This window comes from Afifella pfennigii DSM 17143 (genome assembly GCF_000688515.1).
Lineage (GTDB): Bacteria > Pseudomonadota > Alphaproteobacteria > Rhizobiales > Afifellaceae > Afifella > Afifella pfennigii.
The window spans coordinates 1-24,103 of the sequence record NZ_JHZK01000001.1; the positions used below are offsets into that span (position 1 = coordinate 1).

The 24,103-nt window shown below is 66.1% G+C and carries 21 protein-coding genes; 11 read left to right on the forward strand and 10 right to left on the reverse strand.

Features of this window, described 5'->3' with window-relative positions:
- Positions 1-235, reverse strand: a 235-nt coding sequence (locus tag Q331_RS19200; RefSeq protein WP_156953214.1) for a DUF4372 domain-containing protein, incomplete at its 3' end; no start/stop codon positions are given.
- A gap of 384 nt (positions 236-619) precedes the next feature.
- Here Q331_RS19200 and Q331_RS19205 point away from each other — a divergent pair.
- The 4 genes from Q331_RS19205 (at position 620) to Q331_RS0100030 (ending at position 4,741) form a co-directional block, all read left to right on the forward strand.
- Complete coding sequence (locus tag Q331_RS19205; protein ID WP_084174501.1) at positions 620-1,615, forward strand: ArsR/SmtB family transcription factor; 996 nt, start codon at positions 620-622, stop codon at positions 1,613-1,615.
- On the forward strand, positions 1,612-2,490 hold the full coding sequence (metF, locus tag Q331_RS0100015; RefSeq protein ID WP_026378970.1) for a methylenetetrahydrofolate reductase [NAD(P)H]: 879 nt from the start codon (positions 1,612-1,614) through the stop codon (positions 2,488-2,490). The genes Q331_RS19205 and metF overlap by 4 nt, the downstream gene beginning before the upstream one ends.
- A gap of 596 nt (positions 2,491-3,086) precedes the next feature.
- Positions 3,087-3,440 carry a hypothetical protein gene (locus tag Q331_RS19210; RefSeq protein ID WP_034490539.1) on the forward strand — a complete coding sequence of 118 codons (354 nt, stop codon included), beginning with the start codon at positions 3,087-3,089 and terminating at the stop codon, positions 3,438-3,440.
- 80 nt (positions 3,441-3,520) lie between these two features.
- On the forward strand, positions 3,521-4,741 hold the full coding sequence (locus Q331_RS0100030) for a type III PLP-dependent enzyme domain-containing protein (RefSeq protein ID WP_026378971.1): 1,221 nt from the start codon (positions 3,521-3,523) through the stop codon (positions 4,739-4,741).
- Positions 4,742-4,747: 6 nt separating this feature from the next.
- On the opposite strand, the gene Q331_RS0100035 is transcribed toward Q331_RS0100030, so the two are convergent.
- The 4 genes from Q331_RS0100035 to Q331_RS0100050 form a co-directional block, all read right to left on the reverse strand.
- Positions 4,748-6,058: a hemolysin family protein gene (locus Q331_RS0100035; protein WP_026378972.1), complete on the reverse strand. Its 1,311-nt coding sequence runs from the start codon at positions 6,056-6,058 to the stop codon at positions 4,748-4,750.
- A gap of 139 nt (positions 6,059-6,197) precedes the next feature.
- Positions 6,198-6,995: an ABC transporter ATP-binding protein gene (locus Q331_RS0100040; protein ID WP_026378973.1), complete on the reverse strand. Its 798-nt coding sequence runs from the start codon at positions 6,993-6,995 to the stop codon at positions 6,198-6,200.
- Positions 6,995-7,927, reverse strand: a complete 933-nt coding sequence (locus Q331_RS0100045; protein ID WP_026378974.1) for an ABC transporter permease — start codon at positions 7,925-7,927, stop codon at positions 6,995-6,997. Before Q331_RS0100045 ends, Q331_RS0100040 begins: the two co-directional genes overlap by 1 nt.
- Before the next feature lie 2 nt (positions 7,928-7,929).
- Positions 7,930-8,892 carry an ABC transporter substrate-binding protein gene (locus tag Q331_RS0100050; protein ID WP_026378975.1) on the reverse strand — a complete coding sequence of 321 codons (963 nt, stop codon included), beginning with the start codon at positions 8,890-8,892 and terminating at the stop codon, positions 7,930-7,932.
- A gap of 292 nt (positions 8,893-9,184) precedes the next feature.
- Between Q331_RS0100050 and Q331_RS19215 the strand changes: the two genes are divergently transcribed.
- Positions 9,185-9,814: a hypothetical protein gene (locus tag Q331_RS19215; RefSeq protein WP_051630206.1), complete on the forward strand. Its 630-nt coding sequence runs from the start codon at positions 9,185-9,187 to the stop codon at positions 9,812-9,814.
- Here the strand turns inward: Q331_RS19215 and Q331_RS0100060 are convergent.
- Together Q331_RS0100060 and Q331_RS0100065 are read right to left on the reverse strand one after the other, a co-directional pair.
- Complete coding sequence (locus Q331_RS0100060; RefSeq protein ID WP_026378976.1) at positions 9,811-10,992, reverse strand: lytic murein transglycosylase; 1,182 nt, start codon at positions 10,990-10,992, stop codon at positions 9,811-9,813. The two genes, Q331_RS19215 and Q331_RS0100060, sit on opposite strands and share 4 nt — an antisense overlap.
- 104 nt (positions 10,993-11,096) lie before the next feature.
- A complete protein-coding gene (locus Q331_RS0100065) occupies positions 11,097-12,209 on the reverse strand; it encodes an alkene reductase (protein WP_026378977.1) in 1,113 nt (370 codons plus the stop codon).
- A 96-nt stretch (positions 12,210-12,305) separates the two neighbouring features.
- On the opposite strand from Q331_RS0100065, the gene Q331_RS0100070 reads away from it, so the two are divergent.
- Entirely contained in the window at positions 12,306-13,298 is a 993-nt protein-coding gene (locus Q331_RS0100070) for an MBL fold metallo-hydrolase (RefSeq protein ID WP_245615476.1), read from the forward strand.
- Positions 13,299-13,398: 100 nt separating this feature from the next.
- Positions 13,399-14,049, forward strand: a complete 651-nt coding sequence (locus Q331_RS0100075; protein WP_026378979.1) for an MT-A70 family methyltransferase — start codon at positions 13,399-13,401, stop codon at positions 14,047-14,049.
- On the opposite strand, the gene Q331_RS23320 is transcribed toward Q331_RS0100075, so the two are convergent.
- A complete protein-coding gene (locus tag Q331_RS23320) occupies positions 14,010-14,795 on the reverse strand; it encodes a BglII/BstYI family type II restriction endonuclease (protein WP_084174503.1) in 786 nt (261 codons plus the stop codon). The two genes, Q331_RS0100075 and Q331_RS23320, sit on opposite strands and share 40 nt — an antisense overlap.
- 105 nt (positions 14,796-14,900) lie before the next feature.
- Here Q331_RS23320 and Q331_RS0100090 point away from each other — a divergent pair, with 105 nt between their 5' ends.
- Positions 14,901-15,371 (forward strand): DUF2269 family protein, encoded by a 471-nt coding sequence (locus Q331_RS0100090; RefSeq protein WP_026378981.1) that lies wholly within the window; start codon positions 14,901-14,903, stop codon positions 15,369-15,371.
- A 45-nt stretch (positions 15,372-15,416) separates the two neighbouring features.
- On the opposite strand, the gene ettA is transcribed toward Q331_RS0100090, so the two are convergent.
- Entirely contained in the window at positions 15,417-17,075 is a 1,659-nt protein-coding gene (ettA, locus tag Q331_RS0100095; protein ID WP_026378982.1) for an energy-dependent translational throttle protein EttA, read from the reverse strand.
- Between the two features lie 230 nt (positions 17,076-17,305).
- Here ettA and Q331_RS0100100 point away from each other — a divergent pair, with 230 nt between their 5' ends.
- Positions 17,306-18,874: a glucan biosynthesis protein gene (locus tag Q331_RS0100100; protein WP_026378983.1), complete on the forward strand. Its 1,569-nt coding sequence runs from the start codon at positions 17,306-17,308 to the stop codon at positions 18,872-18,874.
- Complete coding sequence (gene mdoH, locus Q331_RS0100105; RefSeq protein WP_169738452.1) at positions 18,871-21,021, forward strand: glucans biosynthesis glucosyltransferase MdoH; 2,151 nt, start codon at positions 18,871-18,873, stop codon at positions 21,019-21,021. The genes Q331_RS0100100 and mdoH overlap by 4 nt, the downstream gene beginning before the upstream one ends.
- Positions 21,022-21,072: 51 nt before the next feature.
- On the opposite strand, the gene Q331_RS0100110 is transcribed toward mdoH, so the two are convergent.
- Entirely contained in the window at positions 21,073-22,065 is a 993-nt protein-coding gene (locus tag Q331_RS0100110) for a KpsF/GutQ family sugar-phosphate isomerase (protein WP_026378985.1), read from the reverse strand.
- A 204-nt stretch (positions 22,066-22,269) separates the two neighbouring features.
- Between Q331_RS0100110 and Q331_RS0100115 the strand changes: the two genes are divergently transcribed.
- Entirely contained in the window at positions 22,270-24,018 is a 1,749-nt protein-coding gene (locus Q331_RS0100115) for a SulP family inorganic anion transporter (RefSeq protein WP_026378986.1), read from the forward strand.
- The last annotated feature ends 85 nt before the right edge of the window (positions 24,019-24,103 follow it).

Here is a 24,103-nt window from a genome sequence, read left to right on the forward strand (position 1 = left end):
AAGCCGGGCTGGCTCCGACATGGTAGAGCCGGGCCGCATGGCTCTCAAGGCCGCCGACGATCTCGCGCAGGCTCTGAGCCCCCGACAATTGCCCATAGAGCAAGGCCACGAACTGGCTCTTGGTCGACAGCCGACGCACATGCTTGTCCGCATGGTGCTTGTCCACAAGCCGTTCGAACACGCCCCAGGGAACATGCTTCAAGACGTCGTGGAAAACGCTATTGTGGTGCCGCACGGTGTTGCTCCCTCGCGTCCGGAAGACGCGCCAAACGTCTGAACACGAGTAGAATCAACACCGTGCGCTCAGTCCACAAAATTAAACCGGACAGCCGTGGGCTTGACCCGGCCATCCATGCCAGGGCGCCCGCAGCGGTGTATGGAGGTGCGTACCGCGAGCGCCCCGCACACCCCACCCTCCGGGGCCCCACCCCTATGCGACAGCCCCTTGCCGCGAGCCGGCCCCTCGACGCCGGCCTGCGATTGTGCTTGTTCTGACGCAAGCGACTTCCCACCGACACGCCCGCCCCGACATCTCTTGGTTCGGAGAATGTCGGCCATTGCGCACACATCCCAATCCGTATAAACTTATCTTTATATCTTTCTAGAAAACCGAGCCGACATGGAGCTAGCCGCCCTTTCCCGCGCCGCGCAGGCGCTCGCCGACGAGACCCGTCTTCGCCTTCTCGCCCTGCTGGCGGAGGGCGAGCGGCCGGTCAAGGAGCTGGTGGAGGTCGTCGGCCAGTCGCAGCCGCGCATTTCCCGCCACCTGAAGATCCTGACGGAGGCCGGCCTTATCTGCCGCACGCCGGAAGGCGCGCATGTCTATTACCGGCTCGCCGGCGAGGGCGCCGCCACCGCTTTGTCGCGCGCCGCCCTTTCGCTTCTGGCCGAGAGCGCCGAGGAGCCTTCGCTGCGCCGCGACCGCGACCGGCTCGCCCTCATTCGCGCCCGCAATCAGGCCGCGGCCGAGCGCTACTTCGCCGAGCATGCGGCCGAATGGCATCGCCTGCGCTCCCTGCATGTGCCGGAGGGCGAGGTGGAGAAGGCGATCCGCGCCGCCCTTGGCAAGAAGCGCTTTCGCGCCCTCCTCGATATCGGCACCGGCACCGGCCGCATGCTGGAGCTTCTGGCCGACCGCGCCGAGCGCCTTACCGGCCTCGACAGCTCGCCGCAGATGCTCTCCCTGGCGCGCGCGCATCTGGAGCGCACCGGCCTTTCCAGGGCGCAGCTTCGTTCCGGCGACGCTTTGGCCCTGCCGCTGCCGCGCGGCGCCTTCGATCTCGTGGTGCTGCACCAGGTTCTGCACTTCCTCGACGATCCGGCGGCGGCGATCGCGGAGGCGGTGCGCGTTCTGGCCCCCGGCGGCACGCTTCTCATCGTCGATTTCGCCCCCCACCATGCCGAGTTCTTGCGCGAGGAGCACGCGCATCGCCGTCTCGGCTTTTCCGACCGCCAGCTTCAGGCCTGGCTTTCCGATGCCGGCCTTGCGGCCCCGCATCTTCAACATCTAGCGCCGCATGCAGGCGGCACCGAGGAGCTTACCGTCACCATTTGCACCTCCCTGAAAGCCCATTGCGCCCACGAGCCCGGCACGGCCGCCGGAGGCACGGCATGAGCGACAAGGACAAAGCCATGGAACTCTCCTTCGAGTTCTTCCCGCCGAAGAACGACGAGCAGACCGCCACCTTCCGTCAGGCGGCGGAGCGGCTGGCCGCCTTCGCGCCCGATTTCGTCTCCGTCACCTATGGCGCGGGCGGCTCCTCCAAGGAGCGCTCCTTCGCCGCCGTGGAGCTGCTCATTGCCGAGCTCAAGCTGAAGGTCGCCGCGCATCTGACCTGCGTTTCGGCCTCCTGCGCGGAGGTCGACGAGGCGATCGAAACCTTCCAGCGCATCGGCGCCACCCATTTCGTCGCCCTGCGCGGCGACCCGCCGGAGGGACCGGGCACGCCCTATTACGCCCACCGCGAAGGCTATGCCGACACCGCCGACCTCATCCGCGGGCTGAAGCGCATCGCCGATTTCGAGATCTCCGTCAGCGCCTATCCCGAGCGCCATCCGGAGAGCCCGAACTGGCAGACCGAGCTCGATATCTTGAAGCGCAAGGCGGATGCCGGCGCCGACCGCGCCATCACCCAGTTCTTCTACGACAACGACGATTTTGAGCGTTACCGGGACCGGGTGCGCGCCGCCGGCATAGACATCCCCATCGTGCCAGGCCTGTTGCCGGTGAACCGCTTCGCTTCGGTGGAGAAATTCGCCGGCAAATGCGGCGCGCGCATTCCCGACAGCCTGCGCCCCCTCGCCGCTCTTTCGGGCGAGGCGCATTTTGAGGCGGCCGTGGAGCTTTGCGCCCGCCAGATGCAGGATCTGGCCCGCCGCGGCGTGCCCGGCTTCCACATCTACACGCTCAACCAGCACCGCCTGGTGACGCAGGTCTTGCGCGCCGCCGGTCTGAACGGCGGCAGCAGCGCCGCCCGCCGCGCCGCCTGAGCGGCACCCCCCAGCGGGACATGGCCATTGGGACATGGCCATTGGGACATGGCTGGCGGGACATGGCTGGCGGGAAACGGCTGGCGGCACCTGGCGAGCGACACATGGCTTCCGGGCTTCCGGGCTTCCAGACCGGGCCGAAAGGGCCCGGTTGCCAAGCTGCTCGCGAGATAGGCTAGGCTACTCGCCAGATAGGTTGTCGGCCAGATAGCCAGATAGATTGTCGGCCGACTAGATTGTAGGATTGTCAGCTGACCGCGCTCACAGAGCGCCCACCACAATGGCGCAGATGAAGACGAACGCGGACAGGAAAGCGATCGTATTCAAGGATCGTGTCAGGCTCATGATCAGCCTCCCGCATCATTACGACTAAAGTTTACAGCCAAACGATGCTCGGCGGAACGATTTTTGTCGCTGCGGCGCATCGCAGCAAGTTGCAAACCTGCAACGTCAAACAGGTTTCGTGAATCGCGTCAGCCGCTTATCGTTTGATGCAGTGCCAAAAGCTTGATGGCGCAGATGGGGAAATCCTATGGAGGTCGGCCCCCCTTTCGGGCATGATGGGAGCCTCGTCACTGAGGTGAATTGAAACCGCCATGCCCTTTCTTGTCCGATTCCTCGTCCGTCACGCCCTGATCGGCTCGCTCATCGGCTGGAGTTTCCTCGCCATCCTCTTCGCCTTCGACACCGGCGGCCTTTTCACCCTCATCATGAACGCCGCCAGCCCCTGGCTGCCGCTCCTGCTGCTGGCGGTCTTCTTCGCCATCACCTTCGGCAGCGCCGCCGTCGCCAGCGCCGTGCTGATGGGGCTCGACGGCGAGGAGGGCACGCCGCCGGGCCGGCGCAGCCCCTTCCCTGCCTTCCTGCTGCCGCGCCCGCGCGCCGGTGAGCCGCAAGCCGTGCCGGTGAGAGCTTCGGGCAACGGCAAGGTACGCCACCGCGCGATATAACCTTCGATAAAGGGTCTTCGCCCCAAGGCCTCGGCCTGCTACATCGCGGGCCGCGATTCCTTCCGGCCTGGGGCAAGACCATCAAGACCTTTGCCAATGCACGCGAGGCCGCGCTGGAGATGAGACCGGATGTGCCGGTCTACTGCTTCCATCCTGCGGTGCTTGCCGAAGATGCCCGCCATTTCGTCGGCGCCTTTCCCGGCAAGACGGCCTATGCCGTCAAGACCAATGGCGAGCCCTTCGTCCTGGAGGAGATCGCGCGCGCCGGCGTCAAGGCCTTCGATGTGGCCAGCCCCGCCGAATTCGCCGCCGCCCGCGCCGCCGCGCCCGATGCCGAGCTTCTCTACATGCATCCGGTCAAGGCGCAGTCCGATATCCGCCTGGCGCTGGAGACCTACGGCATCCGCACCCTCGCCCTCGACCACGAGGACGAGGTCGCCAAGATCCTTAGGATCGTGCGCGGCATCGATATCGACCCGGCCGACATCACCCTCTTCGTGCGCCTGCAGACCAAGGGCTCGGCCGCCTACGAACTGTCGAAGAAGTTCGGCGCCGCGCCCGGCCACGCCGTGGAGCTCCTGCAGCGCATCAGCGGCATCGGCTTCAGGCCGGCGCTCGCCTTCCATGTCGGCAGCCAGATCGAGGATCCGGAGGTCTACGAGCGGGCGCTCGCCTCGGCCGATTGGGTGCGCTCGCGCGCCGGCGTGGAGCTTGCGGCCCTTGATGTCGGCGGCGGCTTTCCCGCCTCCTACGGCCACGACCCGCGTCGCAAGAAGCCGGATATGCCGAGCTTCGATGAGATCATGGAGCGGCTGCGCGCCGATCTCGTCGAATGGGGCTTTTCCGACCTGCCGCTCATTGCCGAGCCGGGCCGGGTCATCGTCGCCCGCTCCGTCTCCCTCATCGTGCGCGTGCTCCTGAAGAAGGGCAAGCGCATCTACATCAACGACGGCATCTGGGCCTCCTTGTCGGATTCCTGGACCGGCAAGATCACCCTTCCCGCCCGCTTCATCCCCGATCCCGCCCGCCGTCGCCGCTCCGGCGATCCGGCGAGGATCGCCCCCTTCAAGGTGTGCGGCGCCACCTGCGATTCGGTCGATATCCTGTCGCGTCCCTTCTGGCTGCCGGAGACGATCGATACCGGCGATTGGATCGAGATCGGCCATATCGGCGCCTATTCGCTGGCGCTGCGGACGCGCTTCAACGGCTTCTATCCCGATACCGTCGTCAGGGTGGAGAAGCCCTTCCATGCCGGCGAGAAGCCGGAGGGCTTTGCCTCGCTGGAGACGATGGCGGATTAGAGCGCGCTAGCCCTCTTGCGGCGCCGCCTCGGGCGCCGGCTCCGCCCGCCGCGCCAGCACCTTGTCGATGCGCCGCCCGTCGAGATCGACCACCTCCAGCACCCAGCCCTGCCAACGCAGGCTCTCGCCGGGCTTCGGTATATGCTGCAACTCGTTGAGGACGAGCCCCGCCAGCGTCGCGAAGGTCGCTTTGGGCTCCACGCTCGTCCCCAGCACGTCCTGCAGGCGGTCGACCGGGATGGCCCCGTCCAGGAGCCAGCTGCCATCCTCGCGCTGCACCGCATCCGGTTCATCGTCGCCCGGATGCTCCGGCAAATCGCCGGCAATGGCGGTGAGGATGTCGTTGGGCGTGACGATGCCCTCGAACGAGCCGTATTCGTCGACGACCACGGCGAGATGCGTGCCGGAGGAGCGAAAGAGCTCCAACAGGCGCAGGACCGATAGCGTCTCGGCGACATAGAGCGGCTGCTGCAGAACGGTGGCAAGCTCCGCCGGCGCTTCGCCCGGAGCGGCGGGAAGCACGTCCTTCACATGCACGAAGCCGGCCAGATCGTCGACATCCTGGCCGCTGACGGGATAGCGCGAATGCCCGCTCTCGCGCATGATGGAGAGGACCCTGTCCAAGTCCTGGTCGAGCGATAAGGTCACCGTCATCGTGCGCGGCACCATCACGGAGCGCACCGTCCGGTCGGCCAGGCGCAGGACGCCGTTGATCATGTCGCGCTCGGCCGGCACGAAGACGCCCGCCTCCGCGCCCTCCGCGATCAGCGCCTTCACCTCCTCCTCGGTGATGTGGCTGTCGCCGCTCGCCCGCACGCCCAGGAGCCGCAGCATCCCTTCCGTCGATAGCCGCAGGAACCAGACGACCGGGGCCGCCAAGAGGGAGAGCAGCCGCATCGGCCGGGCGACGAGGGCGGCGATGCGTTCCGCATGGGTGAGCGCGATGCGCTTGGGCACCAGCTCGCCGATTATCAGCGACAGATAGGTGATGGCCACCACCACCAGCACGAAGGCGATTTCGTCCGCCGCCTGCGCCGGGAAGGAGAGGCGCTCCAGCCCTTCGGCGAGCGGCGCGGCGAAGACGCTGCCGCCATAGGCGCCGGCGAAGATGCCCACCAGCGTGATGCCGATCTGCACGCTGGACAGAAATCCGGTGGAATCCTCCAGGAGCCGCAGCGCGGTGCGGGCGCCGCGGCTGCCCCCTTCCGCCATCTGCCGCAGCCGCACGGCGCGCGAGGAGACGATGGCAAGCTCCGACATGGCGAAGAAGCCGTTGAGGAGGATGAGGAAGAGAACGATCAGAAGCTGCCAGACCAAAGGTTATTCTTCCGCTTGTGTAGCCATGGGAATGCTTCGAGCGCCGCCATTGTCGTGCGGGCGGCGTCCGCGGACTGGTGCGCGGGGCTTGCTCGGGCCATGGCATCTCCTGCGCGGGAAATCCAGCCGCCTCGTCCGATTACGCCAGAATCAGCTTGTCGTCGTCGATCTGCTTGCCGATGGCCTTGCCGAAGAGGTTGGAAAGGTCCTGCACCGTCAGCTTCGCCCTCTCCTCTTCGGTGAAGTCGAGCACGATGCGGCCGGAATCCATCATGATGGTGCGGTGGCCGACGGCAAGCGCGTCGCGCATGGAATGCGTCACCATCAGCGTCGTCAGCTTGCGCGTCTCCGCGATCTCGGTGGAGAGCGCCAGCACCTTGGCCGCGGCCCCCGGATCGAGCGCCGCCGTGTGCTCGTCGAGGACGAGGATCTTCATCGGCAGGAGCGTCGCCATCAACAGGCTGATCGCCTGGCGCTGCCCGCCCGAAAGCGTGCCGACCGGCTGGGTCATGCGGTCTTCCAGGCCGATCTCCAGCTTCGCCACCTGCTCGGCCAGCCATTGCCGGTTCTTGCGCGAGCCGAGCGCGTTCTTCAGGCCGCGGTTTCTGCCGCGCGAGGCCGCGAGCGCGAGATTTTCCTCGATGGAGAGCGAGGAGCAGGTGCCGAGGCGCGGCTCCTGGAAGACGCGGCCGACATGCATGGCTCGCCTCGCCGGCTTCCAGCCCGTCACGTCCTCCCCGCCGAGATACACCCGGCCCCCATCGGGCCGCACCGTGCCGACCACCGCCGACAGGAGCGTCGACTTGCCGGCCCCGTTGGAGCCGATGACGGTGACGAACTCGCCCTCGTCGATCTCAAGATCGATATCGCTGAGCGCGCGCACCTCGGTCGGCGTGCCGGCGTTGAAGGTCACGCTGACATCCTTCAGCGACAGCATCATCCGGCCCTCTTGCTGGCGGCGACCGTGCGCGCCGGCGCGGCGGCGGCCTTGCGCCGGCTGCGCTGGGCGCGTCCCTTCGACAGGATTACCGCGATGGCGACGACGATGGCGGTGACGAGATTGAGGTCCTGCGGCTCGATGCCGATGAAGCCGGCGCTCAGCGACATGGCGATGAACAGGCGATAGACCAGCGCCCCGATGATGCAGCCGAGCGTGGCGATGAACACCATGCGCCGGCCCAAGATCGCCTCGCCGATGATGAGGGCGGCAAGACCGGTGACGATGGTGCCGATACCCATGGAAACGTCGGCAACGCCCTGAAGCTGGGCGAACAGAGCGCCCGCCAGCGCCACGAAGCCGTTGCTGAGCGCCATGCCGATCAGCGCCATGCGCCCGACGGCGATGCCCTGCGCCTCGGCCATGGCCGGGTTCTCGCCGCTGGCGCGCAACGCCAGGCCGATTTCCGTCTTCAGGAACCAGTCGGAGATGAGCTTGGCGCCGATGGCGAAGATGCCGATGAGGACGACGTTCGTCCACATCCCGAGATCGATCCAGGATTCGGCGACGTCGAAGACCGTATCGACATTGTAGAGCGGCACGTTCGGCCCGCCCATGATCCTGAGATTGATGGAGAAAAGCGCCACCATCGTCAAAATGCCGGCGAGCAGGTTCATGATGCCGAAGCGCACGTTGAGCGTCGCGGTCACGAGCCCGGCGAGCCATCCGGCGAGGATGGCGAGGCCGGTGGCGAGGAACGGGTCGACACCGGCCGCCAGAGCGGCCGCCGCGACCGCCGCTCCGAGAGGAAAGCTGCCGTCCACCGTCAGGTCGGGGAAGTCGAGCACGCGGAACGACAGGAACACCCCGAGCGCGACGAGGGAGAACAGCAGCCCCGTTTCGAGCGCGCCTATGAAGGCGAAGAGGCTCATCGTCAGCGAATGACCTTCTTCGCCTTGGCGAGCATGTCCTCAGGAATGGTGACCCCCATCTTTTCCGCCGAGGCGGCGTTGAGATGAAGATCCTGGCTCTGCGACACGGCGACCGGGATATCGCCCGGCTTGGTGCCGTTCAGCACTTCTGCGATCATCTCGCCGGACAGGACGCCCATGTCGCGGTAGTTGAAGCCGAGCGCCGCGATGGCGCCGCGATCGACCGAATTCACGTCGGAGGCGAAGACCGGCAGTCCGGCGCGCTCGCCGACCGTGACGACGCCCTCCAGCACCGAGACGACGGTGTTGTCGATCGGCAGGAGCACGGCGTCGGCGCGGCCGACCAGGCTGCGCGCGGCGTCCGCCACCAGCGTCGACTGCGCCGCCGGCGCCTCCACCAGCTCCCATCCGTAGGGCTCCACGGCCTTTCTCAGATCCTCGATCTGCTTCACCGCATTGGCCTCGCCCGGATTGAAGATGATGCCAAGGCGCGTTGTCTCCGGCACGAGCGCCTTGATCATGTCGAGCGTCGGCTCATAGGGCTGCTGGTCGCTGGTGCCCGTCACCATGCCGCCCGGCGCCTCGCGATTGTCGACGAGGCCAGCCCCGACCGGATCGGTGACGGCGGCGAAGACGATCGGCGTCTCTTCCATGGCGTGCTTGACCGCCTGCGCGGAGGGCGTGGAGATGGCCAGGACGACATCGGGATTGAGGCCGGCGAATTCGGAGGCGATCTGCGCCTGCGTCGCCATGTTGCCCTGGGCGCTGCGGGCGACGATCTTGAGGTTCTCGCCCTCCTTGAAGCCGGCCTCGGCAAGGCCCTCGATGGCGCCCTCGCGCACCGCGTCGAGCGCCGGATGCTCGACGATATAGGTGATGGCCAAGGTCTTCATGTCCTGTGCGCCCGCCGCGCCGGCGATCCCGGCGAACAGCGCGGCCAGAGCGGCACGTTTCAGCATGCGCATATGGGCCCCCTTTCATGGGTTGGGAGAAGCGGACATACCGCGTTCCTGGCGGGCTCCGGGGGGCGCACATCCTCCCTTAGCCGGGCGGCGGGGCGGCGTGCCGACCCTCCCCGGCATGGTTCCCGCCGAAGAGATCGCAATTCAACGATTTACCGATAGCATCTCAGGCGGGTCGAGCAACATTTTCGCGCACGCCGGGCTGCGATCGTTCGTCCAAGGCGCCGAAATGCGTTCATCTCAGCATGAATCCCCTTCGCTTGCCGCTTGAAGGCGCCTCTGTCAGGCTGGAGGCATGCGGGCTGCTGTTTTCTCCCTCGCCGGCCTCCTTCTCGCCCTGCCGGCGGATGCCAAGGAGCTGCGAGCCGCCGGCTATTCCTTCTCCGACGAGCTCGGCGGCTTCCGCCTGATCGCCGTCGCCGGCGCCGGCTCGCGCGCCGATCCCTTCGTCATCCGCGAGGCGCTTTTCGGCATCGGCCCGGTCACCCTCACCATTCGCCGCCCCGGCATGCCGCCGGGCTCCCAGATCGGCCGCTGGAACGCCGTTCATATCCGCAAGGTGGTGGAAAACCGCTCCGGGCGCGTCTGGGCGGGCTTCGACATGGAATTGCAGGAACGGCGCGACGTGCCCTCCATCTATGGCGACGGGCTGTCCTTCGATCAGGGTCGGCTCCTGCCCGTCGAAATCGGCTCCGACGTCTTCGCCCGCCACGACCGCCGCTTCGAGCCCTATGACCGGCTGCGCTTCTCTGAAGGCTATGTCGATCCGGCCGGGCAGGCGCGGTTTTCCCTGCACATCACCGATCCGACCCCCACCGCGGTCTTTTATCTGGTGCAGCAGCCCCAGATCCTCTTCGCCTCCAAGGCCGGCGGGCCGCGCCTGGCCGCCGCGTCTTTGCCCTTGCCGCCGCCGCCAGCGCCCTAGCGGATCTTCTGCAACAGCTCCGGCGTCGGCCAGGCATCGGCGGGCATGCCGAGGCGCAATTGCTCCGAACGCACCGCATCGCGCGTCATGGCGCCGAGGATGCCGTCCACCTTGCCGACCTTGTAGCCGCGCCGGGCAAGCGCTTCCTGCAGCTGTTTCATCTGCGCCGCCGACAGGCCGTTGGTGCCGCTTCCCATATTGACGCGCGGCGCGCCGGCGAGGCGGGTGGCCAGATAGGCGGCCGTGGTGGCGTAGACCAGCGACTTGTTCCACTCCAGATAGACATGGAAGTTCGGGTAGGCGAGGAAGGCCGGGCCGTTGCGTCCCATCGGCAAGATCAGCGAGGCGGCAAGGCTTCCCGAAGGCAATTGCCCGGCGCGTGCCTTCACCCCCCATTCGGCCCATTGGCGCACCGGCAGCTCGGTATAGAGCCCGGCTTCCGCCCAGGGCAGGTCGGCCGGCACGATGACCTCCTGCAGCCACGGCTCGCCGGCGCGCCAGCCGAGCTTGCGCAACAGGTTGCCGGCCGTCGCCAGAACGTCCGGCACGCTCTTTTTCAGGTTCACATGTCCGTCGCCGTCGTAATCGACGCCCGATTCCAGATAGTCTGAGGGCAGGATCTGCGTTTGCCCCAGCTCCCCGGCCCAGGCGCCGACCATCTCCCCGCGCGAGAGGTCGCCGCGATCCAAAAGCCTCAGCGCCGCGATCAGCTGCGGGCGGAAGAGTTCGGGGCGCCGGCAATCATAGGCGAGCGAGGCGAGCGCGCTCAACGTGTCGAAATCGCCTTGATTGGCGCCGAAATCGGTCTCCAGCGCCCAGAAGGAGGCAATAACCGGTCCCGGCACGCCGAACTGCTGCTCGATCCGGCCGAAGGTCGTGGCGTATTTGCCCAGCAGCGCCTTGCCGTTCTGCAGCCGGTGATCGTTGACCATCCGCCCGGCGAATTCGGCAAAGCTCTGGGTGAAGACGCCCTGCGCCCTGTCGCGCGAGATGACGCGCTTGTCGTAGGCAACGCCTGACAGCGCCGAAAGGGCGCGCTCGGAGATGCCCGCCGCCGCCGCTTCCTGGCGCACGCCGGCAAGCCAGGCGGAAAAATCGCCGCCGCATTGCTGGGCGCTCGCCGGCGCGGCCAGGGAAAGGCCGATTGCCGCCCCGGCCAGGATTATGGAAAAGCGCATCGTTCCTCCCGCTGATTCGCCGCCACCCGCGCCAGGCGATTCTGGCGGCGCGGGCGGCGCTTTCAAGTCCGCGGGCGGTTTGTCTTCGCCTCGGGGCCGGGCGATCACGCCCGCGCGGCCCGCTGTCCCTCTGCCAGCCTCGGATAATCGGTGTAGCCCTTTTCTCCCCCGCCATAGAAGGTCGTCTCGTCGAAGGCGGCAAGCGGCGCCTGAAGCTTCAACCGTTCCACCAGATCGGGATTGGAGATGAAGGGCCGCCCGAAGGCGACGAGATCGGCCCTGCCCTCCTCCACCGCGGCGACGGCGAGCGCCCGGTCGTAGCCGTTATTGCCCATATAGAGGCCGGCGAAATCCGCCTTCAGCGTCGCCGGGTCGAACTGGCCCTCCACGCTCCGCGGCCCGCGCGTCGCCCCTTCGATGACATGCAGATAGACAAGGCCGCGCTCTGAGAGCGCGCGCACATAGGCGCCAAACAGCGGCTCGGGGTCTGAATCGGCGATATCGTTGGCCGGGCTGACGGGCGAGATGCGGATGCCGACGCGCGCCGCCCCGAAAACATCGACCACCGCGTCGACCACCTGCAGCGGAAAGCGCATGCGGTTCTCGATCGAGCCGCCATAAGCGTCCTCGCGCCGGTTGGTCTTGTCGCGCAGGAACTGGTCGAGGAGATAGCCGTTCGCCGAATGGATCTCCACGCCGTCGAAGCCGGCGCGCTTGGCGTTCTCGGCGGCGCGGCGGTAATCCTCCACGATGCCCGCCAGCTCGCCTGCCTCAAGCGGGCGCGGCGTCGGGATGTCCTTGAAGCCGTCCGCCGTGAAGGCCTGCGCCTGCGGCCTCACCGCCGAGGGCGCCACCGGCAGTTCCCCGTCCGGCTGCAAATCGGGATGCGAGATGCGCCCCACATGCCAGAGCTGCAGGAACATCCTGCCGCCGGCCGCGTGCACGGCGTCCGTCACCTTCCGCCAGCGCTCCACCTGGAGTTCGGAATGGATGCCGGGCGTGGCGATATAGCCCTTGCCCTGCGGGCTCACCTGCGAGGCCTCCGCGACGATGATACCGGCGGAGGCGCGCTGGCGGTAATATTCCACATGCAGATCGTGCGGCGCGTCGTCTGCGTCGGCGCGGCTTCGCGTCAGCGGCGTCATGACGATGCGGTTGGAAAGCCGCACCGGCCCGAGGTCGATCGGCTGGAAGAGCTTCGGCAGGTTGGCGTGCATCTTTCTTCCCTAACGAATGAAAATTCCGAATGGACTGGCCGCATCCGCGGCGAGCCCGGCGCCCGCAAGGGGCGGGGGGTCAAGAGGTAGGGTTCTTTGCCGCCGATCCTACCCGGCGAATGGCTGCCCCTCGCCGATTGCAGCGCTGCGGCGATGCGCTACTCTTTTTGTGAAGAGCCGGAGGACGCCATGCATCCTGTCTGCGTTGCCAGCCTTTCTGTCGCCGCGCGCTTCCTCGCGGCCTGTCTCGCCGGCGCCCTGTTTCTCGCGCCGGCCGCCGCCGCACCCTGGCTTGCACAAGGCGATGCGGCGCCGCAGCCGAGCCGCTGCCTTGCCATTGCGCAAAGCGCCCCGCCGACGCTTCGGGCCGAATACCGCCGCCTCTCTCCGCCCCTCATGCCCGCCCAGGGCGAGCCCTTCTCCCTCGCCCCGCCGGAGGTCGGCAGCGTCGCGATCCGCTTCGTCGGCCACGCCACCTTTCTCATCACCAGCCCGCAAGGCGTGACCATCGCCACCGACTACGACGGCTGGGCCGGCGGCGTGACGCCCGATGTCGTCACCATGAACCACGCCCACACCTCGCATTTCACCACCAGCCCGGACCCGGCCATCCCGAACGTCCTGCGCGGCTGGAATCCGCAAGGCGGGCCGGCGCGCCACTATCTCAATGTCGGCGACGTCCTCATCCGCAACGTGCCGACCGATATCCGCTCGCTGGGCGGCATTCGCGAGGCGGATGGCAATTCCATCTTCATCTTCGAGACCGCCAATCTGTGCATCGGCCATCTCGGCCATCTCCACCATGTTCTGGCGCCTGAGGACCTTGCCGTCATCGGCCAGCTCGATGTCGTCATGGTCGCCGTCGACGGCTCCTACACGATGAGCCAGGACGCCGTGGTGGAGACGCTGAAGGTGTTGAAGGCACGGCTCATCCTGCCGATGCACTATTTCGGCATGTCGACCCTGCAGCGCTTCCTTGACCGCCTCGGCGAGGATTTCCAGGTGGAGATGAACCCATCGGCTGAGACGGAAGTCTCCGTCGCCACCCTGCCGGATAGCCCGAAAGTTCTGGTCTTGCCGGGATTTTAGGGGGCGGCGGAAGACGCAGCCTGCCGAATCGTGCAAACCTGCCACAAGCTCATTGTTCATATTTTGTTCGCGTGATAGTTTCGCCTTCGGAGGGCGGTCGATGCAGATTGAGCACAATCCCCTAATCGCCGATCTTGGCCCGAAGGCAAAGAAGCACTTTCACACGGTGCTGGCGGACCCGCCTTGGCGTTTCACCAACCGAACCGGCAAGGTCGCGCCGGAACATCGGCGTCTGTCGCGCTATGGCACGATGTCGACGGACGAGATATGCGCCCTTCCCGTCGCCGAGTTGACCGCCATGCCGGCCCATCTTTACCTGTGGGTGCCAAACGCGCTGCTGCCCGAAGGCATCCGCGTCCTGCAGGCATGGGGCTTTGACTACAAATCCAACATCGTCTGGCACAAAGTGCGCAAGGACGGTGGATCGGACGGCCGGGGCGTCGGCTTCTATTTTCGCAATGTCACTGAGATCTTGCTCTTCGGGACGCGCGGGAAGAACGCCCGCACGCTGGCGCCTGGACGCAGCCAGGTGAACTACATGGCGTCCCGGAAGCGCGAGCATTCGCGCAAGCCTGACGAGCAATATGCCATAATAGAGAGCTGCTCGCGGGGGCCTTATCTGGAGTTGTTCGCACGAGGAACAAGGCCAGGATGGACCTATTGGGGAGACCAGGCCGACGAAAGCTATCGGCCGACATGGAAAACCTATGGCTATAATTCGTCGATATCGGTCGCCGAAGCGGCTGAATAGTCGAAGCTGACTACGGAAGCGGGAATCCCGATCAGCACCAGAGGGCACGGATTTCCTACACCTCTTGTGACTCGGTCCTGAAGTTTTCGCCAGTGGGTTGTAGCCTCTCCGAATTTGTCGCTGACGAATGCCTCAACCCACGCTTGACGGAAATTCCCCGATCGCGCTGCGGCACGCTCAATCTTGCCCCGTTGCCGGGAAGTTGGCGTGTAACCATGAACGTCCAGTGCCGCGAGATCGTCAATTTCGAAATCGTCGGCAAAGCGACGGACCAGCTGTCGCATGCCAGTATGCAGACTCTCGCCACGGGTGATCAGGCCCCCAACCGAGATCGCACCCTCTGCGTGTAGACGCTTAAAGTTTTCGAGGTCGCGGTCGAAAAATGGGTCCTTATTGTTCCACTCAATCTCCAGCGCGAAGGTCCACGGGCCGAAGGCCTTCACATGGTCGATTTCGTGAGACAGCGACGCCACAACCTTCTCATCGCCAATTCCTTCCCAACGCACAGACTTCTTGACGCTGATATTCCGCTTCAGCCAGCCCCGCTCTGCCAAAGCGTGACGCAGGCGCTGGGTGCCACGGGCTTCACCGCCACCACCAGCCACAATCTCGGTGACGGGGATATCGAACGACAGGAGAGCTTCTTCAATCTCCCTCTCCGCGTCGGCCATGTCCTGCGTGACGATCGCTTCCGCATGGTGGAGCGCAAGAATATCGAAGCCCTTTGTTTTCAATCTTTCGAGCATGCTGAACGGATCTCAGTTTGAGAACGACATAGAGTTGAGCGCTTTAATACTGGTAACGACATTGAAAGCAGATTCTCGGTGCCGCAGCACCTTACGGAGCCACCCATGCGCATCTTCCTGCTTCTCGTGCACCTTTTTGCGCTCGCCGCCCTCCTCGGCTCCATCTTCGCCGATTTCGCCATCGCCGCTGCGCTCGACCGCCAAGCCGGAATGGAAACCTATGCCGGGGCGCTCGCCGCCAAGGCGGCGCTGACGAAGCCGCTCGTCTATGGCGGCGTCGTCCTGTTGCTGCTCTCCGGCGTCGGGCTTCTCTTGATGCGCATGGCCTATGTCCAGCAGGGCTGGATGATCGCCAAGCTCGCCCTGGTGCTGATCCTCGCCGTCAGCGCCGTCATCGTCGCAGCGCCCATCGACGGCGAGATGGCGGAAATCGCCGCCAAGGCGGCCGCGAGCGGCACGCCGCCGCCCGCCGAGCTCGCCGCCCTTCAAGCGCGTCAAGAGGTTCTGGACGCTCTCAACCTCGCCCTTATCCTGGCCATCGTCTTCCTCAGCCTGCGCAAGCGGCTGTGGCTTTAGACCCACGCGGCGACCGCGGCCGCTGGCTTGCGGCCGCGGCAGAGCCTACCGCGTCAGCGGCTTGTATTTCAGCCTTCTGGGATTCTCCACCGCGTCGACGCCGAGGCGGCGCTTCTTGTCCTCCTCATAGGCCTCGAAGTTGCCCTCGAACCATTCCACATGGCTGTCGCCCTCGAAGGAGAGGATATGCGTGGCGAGCCGGTCCAGGAACATGCGGTCATGGCTGATGATGACCGCGCAGCCGGCGAAATCCTCCAGCGCCTCTTCCAGCGCCGCCAGCGTCTCGGTATCGAGGTCGTTGGTCGGCTCGTCGAGGAGCAGGATATTGGCGCCCGATTTCAGCATCTTGGCGAGATGCACCCGGTTGCGCTCGCCGCCGGAGAGCTTGCCGACCGGCTTTTGCTGGTCGCCGCCCTTGAAGTTGAAGGCGCCGACATAGGCGCGCGAGTTCATCTCCCGCTTGCCGAGCGAAATCACCTCCGCCCCTCCGGAAATCTCCTGCCAGACGGAAGCGTTGGCGTCCATGTCGTCGCGGCTTTGGTCGACATAGCCGAGCACGGCCGTGTCGCCGAGATGGATCTCGCCCCCATCGGGCTTCTCCTGTCCCGTCAGCATGCGAAACAGCGTCGTCTTGCCGGCGCCGTTCGGGCCGATGACGCCGACGATGCCGCCCGGCGGCAGCTTGAAGGAAAGCCCGTCGATGAGCAGCCTGTCGCCATAGCCCTTGGAAAGGTTCTGCGCCTCGATGGCCACGTCGCCGAGCCTCGGCCCCGGCGGAATAACGATTTGCGCGTCGCGGCTTGCCAGCCTTTCCTGATTCGCTTTCAGAAGCTCGTCATAGGCCTTGATGCGCGCCTTGGACTTGGCCTGGCGGGCCTGCGGCGAGCGGCCCATCCATTCGCGTTCGCGCGCGATCACCTTCTGGCGCGCCTCGTCCTCGCGCGCCTCCTGGCTCATCCGCTTGGCCTTGGAGGCCAGATAGGCGGTGTAATTGCCCTGGTAGGGGATGCCGCGGCCGCGGTCGAGCTCCAGGATCCAGCCCGTCACGTTGTCGAGGAAGTAGCGGTCGTGGGTGACGATGAGGACGGCGCCCGGATAGAGCTCCAGGTGCTTTTCCAGCCAGGCGATGGTCTCCGCGTCGAGATGGTTGGTCGGCTCGTCCAGAAGCAGAAGATCGGGCTCCTCCAAAAGCAGCTTGCACAGCGCCACGCGGCGCTTCTCGCCGCCGGAAAGCTTCGCCACCTCCGCCTCGCCGGGCGGGCAGCGCAGCGCCTCCATGGCCATCTCCACCTTTGAATCGAGATCCCAGAGATTGCCGCTATCGATCTGATCCTGCAGCTTTGCCGCCTCTTCCGCCGTCTCGTCGGAATAGTTCATCATCAGTTCGTTGTAACGGTCGAGGATCGCCTGCTTGCCGGCCACGCCGTCCATGACGTTGCCTTTGACGTCCTTGCTCGCATCGAGCTGCGGCTCCTGCGGCAGGTAGCCGACGCGCGCCCCGTCGGCGGCCCAGGCCTCGCCGGTGAACTCCTTGTCGATGCCGGCCATGATCTTCAGAAGCGTCGATTTGCCCGAGCCGTTCGGGCCGAGAACGCCGATCTTGGCGTCCGGGTAGAAGGAGAGATGGATGTTATCCAGGACCTTCTTGCCGCCGGAATAGGCCTTTGAAAGGCCGGACATGTGATAGATGAACTGGCGCGCCATTGCCGCCGATCTCCATTCGTCGGAAGGGAAGGGAATTTGCCGATCACATAGGCGAGCCGGCCTCGGGGGGCAATGCCGGATCGTCCCGCTCCCCGGCGCAATCCGTTCGGCACTGCCTGCAATGCGGGCCTGCCAAAAAAACACACTGCCGCCGCAACCCGGCTGTAGTAGAGGCGCTTCCACGGTCGGCATCCGTCCACCGCACGAAGTCCTGGAACAACGAGACATGAATGAATAGGCGGGCCTTTCTTCTCGCTTCGCTGGCGGGCGCTACGGCGAGCCTCGCCCCCCCGGCCGCCGCCCAGCAGCGTGGCGAGGCCGTTCTTTCCAGCACCGCCGGCGAGGGACAGGCGTCTCCCGCCGCGCAGGAGGCCTTTTCCTTCGATTGGCTGAAGCAGCGGGCGGCGGCGCTGTCGCAACGGCCCTATCAGGCCCCGACGAACGCGGATCTGCCGCAAAGCTATGCGGAGATGGACTATTCCCTCTTCCGCGAGATCGAGTTCAACCGCGAGCGGCGGCTGTGGCGAGGCGAGGAGGGTCTCGCCTTCCAGCTCGATTTCCTCCACCGCGGCGCCCTCTTCAAGGAGCGCGTCGATATCTTCACCGTGGAGGGCGGCGTGGCGCGGCCCGTCCTCTACGATCCGGGGCTGTTCAATTTCCGCGCCGCGCCCCAGCCGCCCGCCGGATTGGAGCTCGGCTTCTCAGGTTTTCGCGTCCACAACCCGATCAACAGTCCCGATGTGTGGGACGAGTTTCTCGTCTTCCAGGGCGCCACCTATTTCCGCGCCGTCGGTCAGGGGCAGTTCTACGGCATCTCCGCGCGCGCGCTGGCCTTGAAGACGGGCGAGAGGAGCGGTGAGGAGTTCCCGCGTTTCACCGCCTTCTACATCGTCAAGCCGGAGCCGGGTGAGGAGGTGCTCACCATCTTCGCCCTTCTGGACAGCCCTTCCACGACCGGCGCCTACCGTTTCCTGGTGCGTCCGGGCCGCGATACGGTGATCGAGGTGACGGGCGCTCTTTGTCCGCGCAAGAACCTGATGCATGTCGGTCTGGCGCCGCTGACTTCCATGTATCTTTTCGGCCCGCTGGATCGCACCGGTTTCGACGATTATCGTCCGCAGGTGCATGATAGCGACGGTTTGCAGATGCTGTCGGGCAACAACGAATGGCTGTGGCGCCCGCTCGGCAACTTTCCTTCGCTGCAATCCTCCTCCTTCATGGACCCGGCGCCGCGCGGCTTCGGCCTCGTCCAGCGGGCGCGCCGTTTTGAGGAGTATCAGGACCTGGAGGCGCATTACGAGCGCCGTCCCTCCGTTTGGGTGGAGCCGATCGGCAGCTGGGCGAACGGCACCATCCAGCTTCTGGAAATTCCCACCGAGCTGGAGATCCACGACAACATCGTCGCCTTCTGGAAGCCTTCCTACGAGATCGCGCCGGGCGCGCCTTACACCTTCGCCTATCGCATGCGCTGGACCGATCGGCCGAAGCTGACGGAGGGCTTTCTCTATGCCGCCGAGAGCCGCGGGGGCCGCAACCTGCACCAGGATCGCAAGCTCTATGTGCTCGATTTCGTGCCGGAGGGTGGCGGCCAGCCGAGGCTCGACGACCTTCGGCTGGAAATCTCCTCCACCCATGGCGAGGTGGAAAGCCCGGTCCTCCAACCCAATCCGCCCATCGACGGCGTGAGAGCCACCTTCCTGTTCTCACCCGCCGACGAGCCGACGGAATTCCGTCTGCGGCTTCTGCGCGGCGACACCCCGGCGAGCGAGACCTGGCTCTATCGATGGATTCCGCAATGAGCGAGCCTCACCCGGGCAGGGATGACAGAGTAATGCGGCCCTTCGGGCCGATGCCCCCGCTCAGCCGGCTTGACGTGCCGCAGCAGGACTTCGCGCGAGCGCCGGAAGGCACACCGACGCTGAAAAACGGCTACGCCACGCGTCACGCCCGCCTCATCGCCATGTTGAGCGCTGCCGGCCTCTTCGCCTATGGCCTCTACGAGATGATCGCGGTCGTCTCGGCCGGCGGTATCACGCCGCTGGAAGCGGTGATGGTCTTCTTCTTCGCTATCACCTTCGCCTGGATCGCAGCCTCCACCAGCTTCGCGCTTGCCGGGTTGCTCTCACCGCCCGCAACGCCCAGCCCTCCCGTGCCGGATCAGCCGCTGCGCAGCCGAACCGCCATCGTCATGCCGATCTACAACGAGGATGCCGATATGGTCGCCGCCAGCCTTCAGGCCATGGGCGAGGACCTGGCGCGGATCGGCCAGGCGCATGCCTTCGAGATTTTCGTCCTCTCCGATTCAAACCAAGGCGACTGCCTGGTGCGCGAAACGCTCGCCATGGAGCGGCTGGCGGCCGGGCTCGCCGGCATCATGCCGGTCTGGTATCGCCGCCGTCCAATCAACCACGCCAAGAAGGCCGGCAACATCGAGGATTTCGTCTCCCGCTGGGGTGGGCGTTACGACTTCATGCTCGTGCTCGATGCCGACAGCTTGATGGAGGCCGAGGCCGTCCTGCGCATGGCCGCGCGCCTGGAGGCGGAAGCCGACCTTGCCCTTCTGCAGAGCGTGCCGCGCCTTTTCGACGGCAACACCCTCTTTGCCCGGCTGCAGCAATTCGCCAGCGCCGTCTATGGGCCTGTCGTCGCCGGGGGAATGGCCGCCTGGTCGGGCTCCGACGGCAATTACTGGGGCCACAACGCCCTTATCCGCATACGCGCCTTCGCCGCGTCCTGCGGCCTCCCCCCGCTTCCCGGCAAACCTCCATTCGGTGGCCCGGTCCTGTCGCATGATTTCGTCGAAGCGGCGCTGCTGCGCCGCGCCGGCTACCGCGTGGAGATGGCGACCGACATCGAGGATACCTGGGAGGAAAGCCCGCCGTCGCTGATCGCCACGGCCATCCGCGACCGTCGCTGGGCGCAGGGCAACCTGCAGCATTCCAAGATCATCGGCGCCAAAGGCCTGGCAACCGCCTCGCGGCTGCATTTCCTCATCGGCATCATGAGCTATCTCGCCTCGCCGCTCTGGCTGATCCTCATCCTGGTCGGGCTCGTGCTGGCGGTCCAGGCAAGGTTCGTCACGCCGGTCTATTTCGGCGAGGATTATCAGCTCTTCCCGAACTGGCCGGTCTTCGATGCGGAGCGCATGCTCGCGCTCTTCCTGTTTACGCTCTTCGTCCTCTTCGTGCCGAAATTCGCCGGGATGTTGCGGGCCATCTTCTCCAGGCGCCTGCGGCGTGGCCATGGCGGGGCCGCGGCAATTGCGGCAAGTACCGTGTTGGAGATCCTTCTATCCACGCTCTATGCGCCGATCATGATGCTTCTGCAGACGCGCCATGTCTGGGACGTCCTGCGCCAGCGCGATTCGGGATGGTCACCGCAGGGCCGCAGAGGCGCTCACGAGGCCTGGGGCGCGCTGTGGAAGACGCATCGCGGCCACGCCGCCTTCGGCCTTGTCCTTGCCGCCGTCGCCGCCCTCGTCTCGCCGGCGATTCTGGCATGGCTGTCTCCAATCGTGCTTGGCCTTGTCCTCGCGCCCGTCCTGTCGCGCTGGAGCGCCAGCGAGAAGATCGGCCTGCGACTTGCACGCATGCGCCTGCTACTCATCCCCGAGGAGCTTGTGCGCCCCGGCATCGCCGGCCGCCGGGACGAAATTCTCGAAGCCCAGCCAGGATTTGAACAGGATGCTCTGGCTGCGCTTGCCAGTTCGGCGGAGCTGCGTCAGGCGTATGAGGCCTGGCTGACGCCACCGCCGCCCAACGAGCGCGGCGACGCCGATCGCTATCTTCTCAGCGCCGGCAAGAAGATCGGCGACGCGCATGACTTGGCCGAGGCGCTGGCCTGGCTCGACGAGCATGAGCGGCTGGCTGTGGCCGCCCATCCGGCGGAAGTGGAGCGGCTCGCGGCGCTTGCCGCGCGCGCCGCCCGCGAAGAGCGGGCCGCATAGCTTCGAGCTAAGAGCGAACGGCGGCCGTGTTGTGCAGCCGTTGAAGGCGCCTTAGGCCACTCCGGCACGCAAAAGGTCGAGCATGTGCACGATGCCGACCGGCCGGCCATCCTCCACGGCGAAGAGGACGTTGATCTTCTTGTCCTCCATCACCTGCAGCGCCTTGGCCAGCAGCGCATCCGGGGCGATGGTCTTCGGCGTCGGCGTCATCACGTCCTCGACGCGCTTTTCCAGGAGCCGGTCTTCCATGTGCCGGCGGATATCCCCATCGGTGATGATGCCGATGAGCCGCCCTTCTGCGTCGAGGACACCGACGGTGCCGAATCCCTTCTCGGTGATTGTCAGGATGGCCTCCGACATGCCCGCGCCAACGGCGCAGAGTGGCAGTTGCGGCTCGCGGTGCATGATCTCATGCACCTGGCGCAGCTGCGCTCCGAGCTGACCGCCCGGATGAAAGACCTTGAAGTCCTGCGCCCCGAAGGCGCGCGCCTCCAGAAGCGCCATGGCGATGGCGTCGCCGACGGCAAGCTGGATGAGCGTGGAGGTGGTCGGCGCGAGCCCGTGTGGACAGGCCTCGGTGACCTTGGGCAGCACCATCGCCTCCGTCGCCGCCTCGCCGAGCGTGGAGTTGCGCCGCGCGGTCAACGCGATCAGCGGCACCGCGAAGCGCTCCGCGTAGGCTAAAAGGCTGGCAAGCTCCGTCGTCTCGCCCGACCAGGAGATGGCGAACAGCGCGTCCTCGCGCGTGATCATGCCGAGATCGCCATGGCTCGCCTCGGTCGGATGGACGAAATACGCCGGCGTGCCGGTAGAGGCGAGCGTCGCCGCGATCTTGCGCCCGATATGCCCGCTCTTGCCGATGCCGGAGACCATAACCCGGCCCTTCAGGCCGAGAATGAGGCGCACGGCCCGCTCGATCTCCGCGCCGAGCGCACCCTCGGCGATCTCCGCCTCCACCTCTTTCAAGGCTGTCAGCGCAATGTCGATCGTCTTGCGGACGGAGAGGCTGACCCGATCCTCGTTGGCGGCTGCCAGCTTCAGCATGAATCCTCCGCGTTTCCTCCCACCGCTGTATTGCCGGCGGGCGGGCCGGTCAATGCCGGCCTGGCACGGCACAAATGGGGCGAGCGCGGGTTCAAGCGAGGCAATTCCGGCCTTCATTCTCGCCAAGACGCAGAACAGCCTTGCCGAGATTCCCCTTGCGGCGGCCGGCCACGCCGCTAAGCATGGCCCCTTTCGCACCCTACCATGGACACGACCCCCAACAAGCCGGCACCGCTGACGCCGCCTTCGCCCAGCTTCGTGGAGCTGTTCACCCCGAAGCTCGTGACCGTGCTGCGCGAAGGTTACGGCCTTCAAGCGCTGAAATCGGACCTTCTTGCCGGCCTCACGGTGGCGATCGTCGCCCTGCCCCTGTCGATGGCCATTGCCATTGCCTGCGGCGTTCCGCCGGAGCGCGGCCTTTATACGGCCATCGTGGCTGGCTTTCTCATCTCCGCGCTGGGCGGCAGCCGCTTTCAAATCGGCGGGCCGGCGGGCGCTTTCATTGTCCTGGTCGCGGCCACCGTAACCCGCCACGGCATCGACGGACTGCTTCTGGCCACACTGATTTCGGGCATCTTTCTGATCGCGCTGGGCTTCCTGCGGCTCGGCACTTACATCAAATTCATTCCCTATCCGGTCACCGTCGGCTTCACGGCCGGCATCGGCGTCATCATCCTGGCGAGCCAGCTGAAGGACTTCTTCGGTCTCACGCTCGCCGGCCCCGAGCCGGGCCCTCTCATGGAGAAACTGCCGGCGCTCTTCGATGCCGCTGAGACCGCAAGCCCGCTGGCGCTCCTTCTCGCCGTCATGACCATCATCGTCATCGTCTTGATGAAGCGCTGGCGTCCTGGCTGGCCGGGCATGCTCTTTGCCGTGGCGCTCACCGCGCTCGCCGCCTTTCTCTTCGACCTGCCGGTGGAGACGATCGGCTCCAAGTTCGGCGGCATCCCGCGCGCCCTGCCGCTGCCGCAGCTGCCGGAGATCAGCCTCGCAAAGATACAGGCCGTCCTGCCCGACGCCGCCGCGTTTGCGCTTCTGGGCGCCATCGAATCCTTGCTTTCGGCTGTCGTCGCCGACGGCATGACCGGAAGGCGCCACCGCTCCAATTGCGAGCTCGCCGCCCAAGGCACAGCCAATATCGCCGCCGCTCTCTTCGGCGGCGTGCCGGCGACCGGCACCATTGCCCGCACCGCCACCAATGTGCGCGCTGGGGCACGCGGGCCCGTCGCCGGCATGGCGCACGCTGTCTTCCTGCTCGTCTTCATGCTCCTTGCCGCGCCCCTGGCAAGCTACATCCCGCTGGCGGCGTTGGCGGGTGTACTCGTCCTCGTCGCCTGGAACATGGTGGAAAAGCACGCTTTCGTCGCCCTCATCAAAGCTTCGCGCGGCGAGGCGCTGGTGCTGATGGCGACCTTCCTCATCACCGTCTTCCGGGATTTGACGGAAGGTATCGTCATCGGCTTCGCCCTCGGCGCGCTCATCTTCATCCACCGCATGTCGCAGGCGCTGACGGTGGAATACCAGACGCCCCTGGTGGCGCCCGACATCGCCGACACCAGCATCGCACGTACGCCCTACGACCCAAGCCTCGCCAGCGATCCGGACGTCGTCATCTACCGCATCTCAGGTGCCTTCTTCTTCGGCGCTGCCTCCACCGTCGGCGCCGTGCTCGACCGCATCGCCGACCACCGCAAGGCCTTCATCCTGGATTTCTCCGCCGTGCCGCTGCTCGATTCCACCGCCGCCAACACCATCGCCGGCGCCGCCCGCAAGGCAAAGGCGGCGGGTGTGGAATGTTTTATCACCGGGACTTCTCCCACCGTCCGCCGCACCCTCTTCACGCATGGCGTGCGCCCGCCGGAGGTGCGCTTCGGCCGCACCATCGACAGCGCTCTACGCCATCTTCGCCGCGCCCGGCGGGCGAAAGAAGACCGCATCCTGGGCGAGGATTGATCCGGTCCGTTGGGGGCCGTTCCACGATCGCGACTTCTGTCCACCCCACGAAGACGGGAAAGCTTCGAGCAAGGTTCGCGCACCA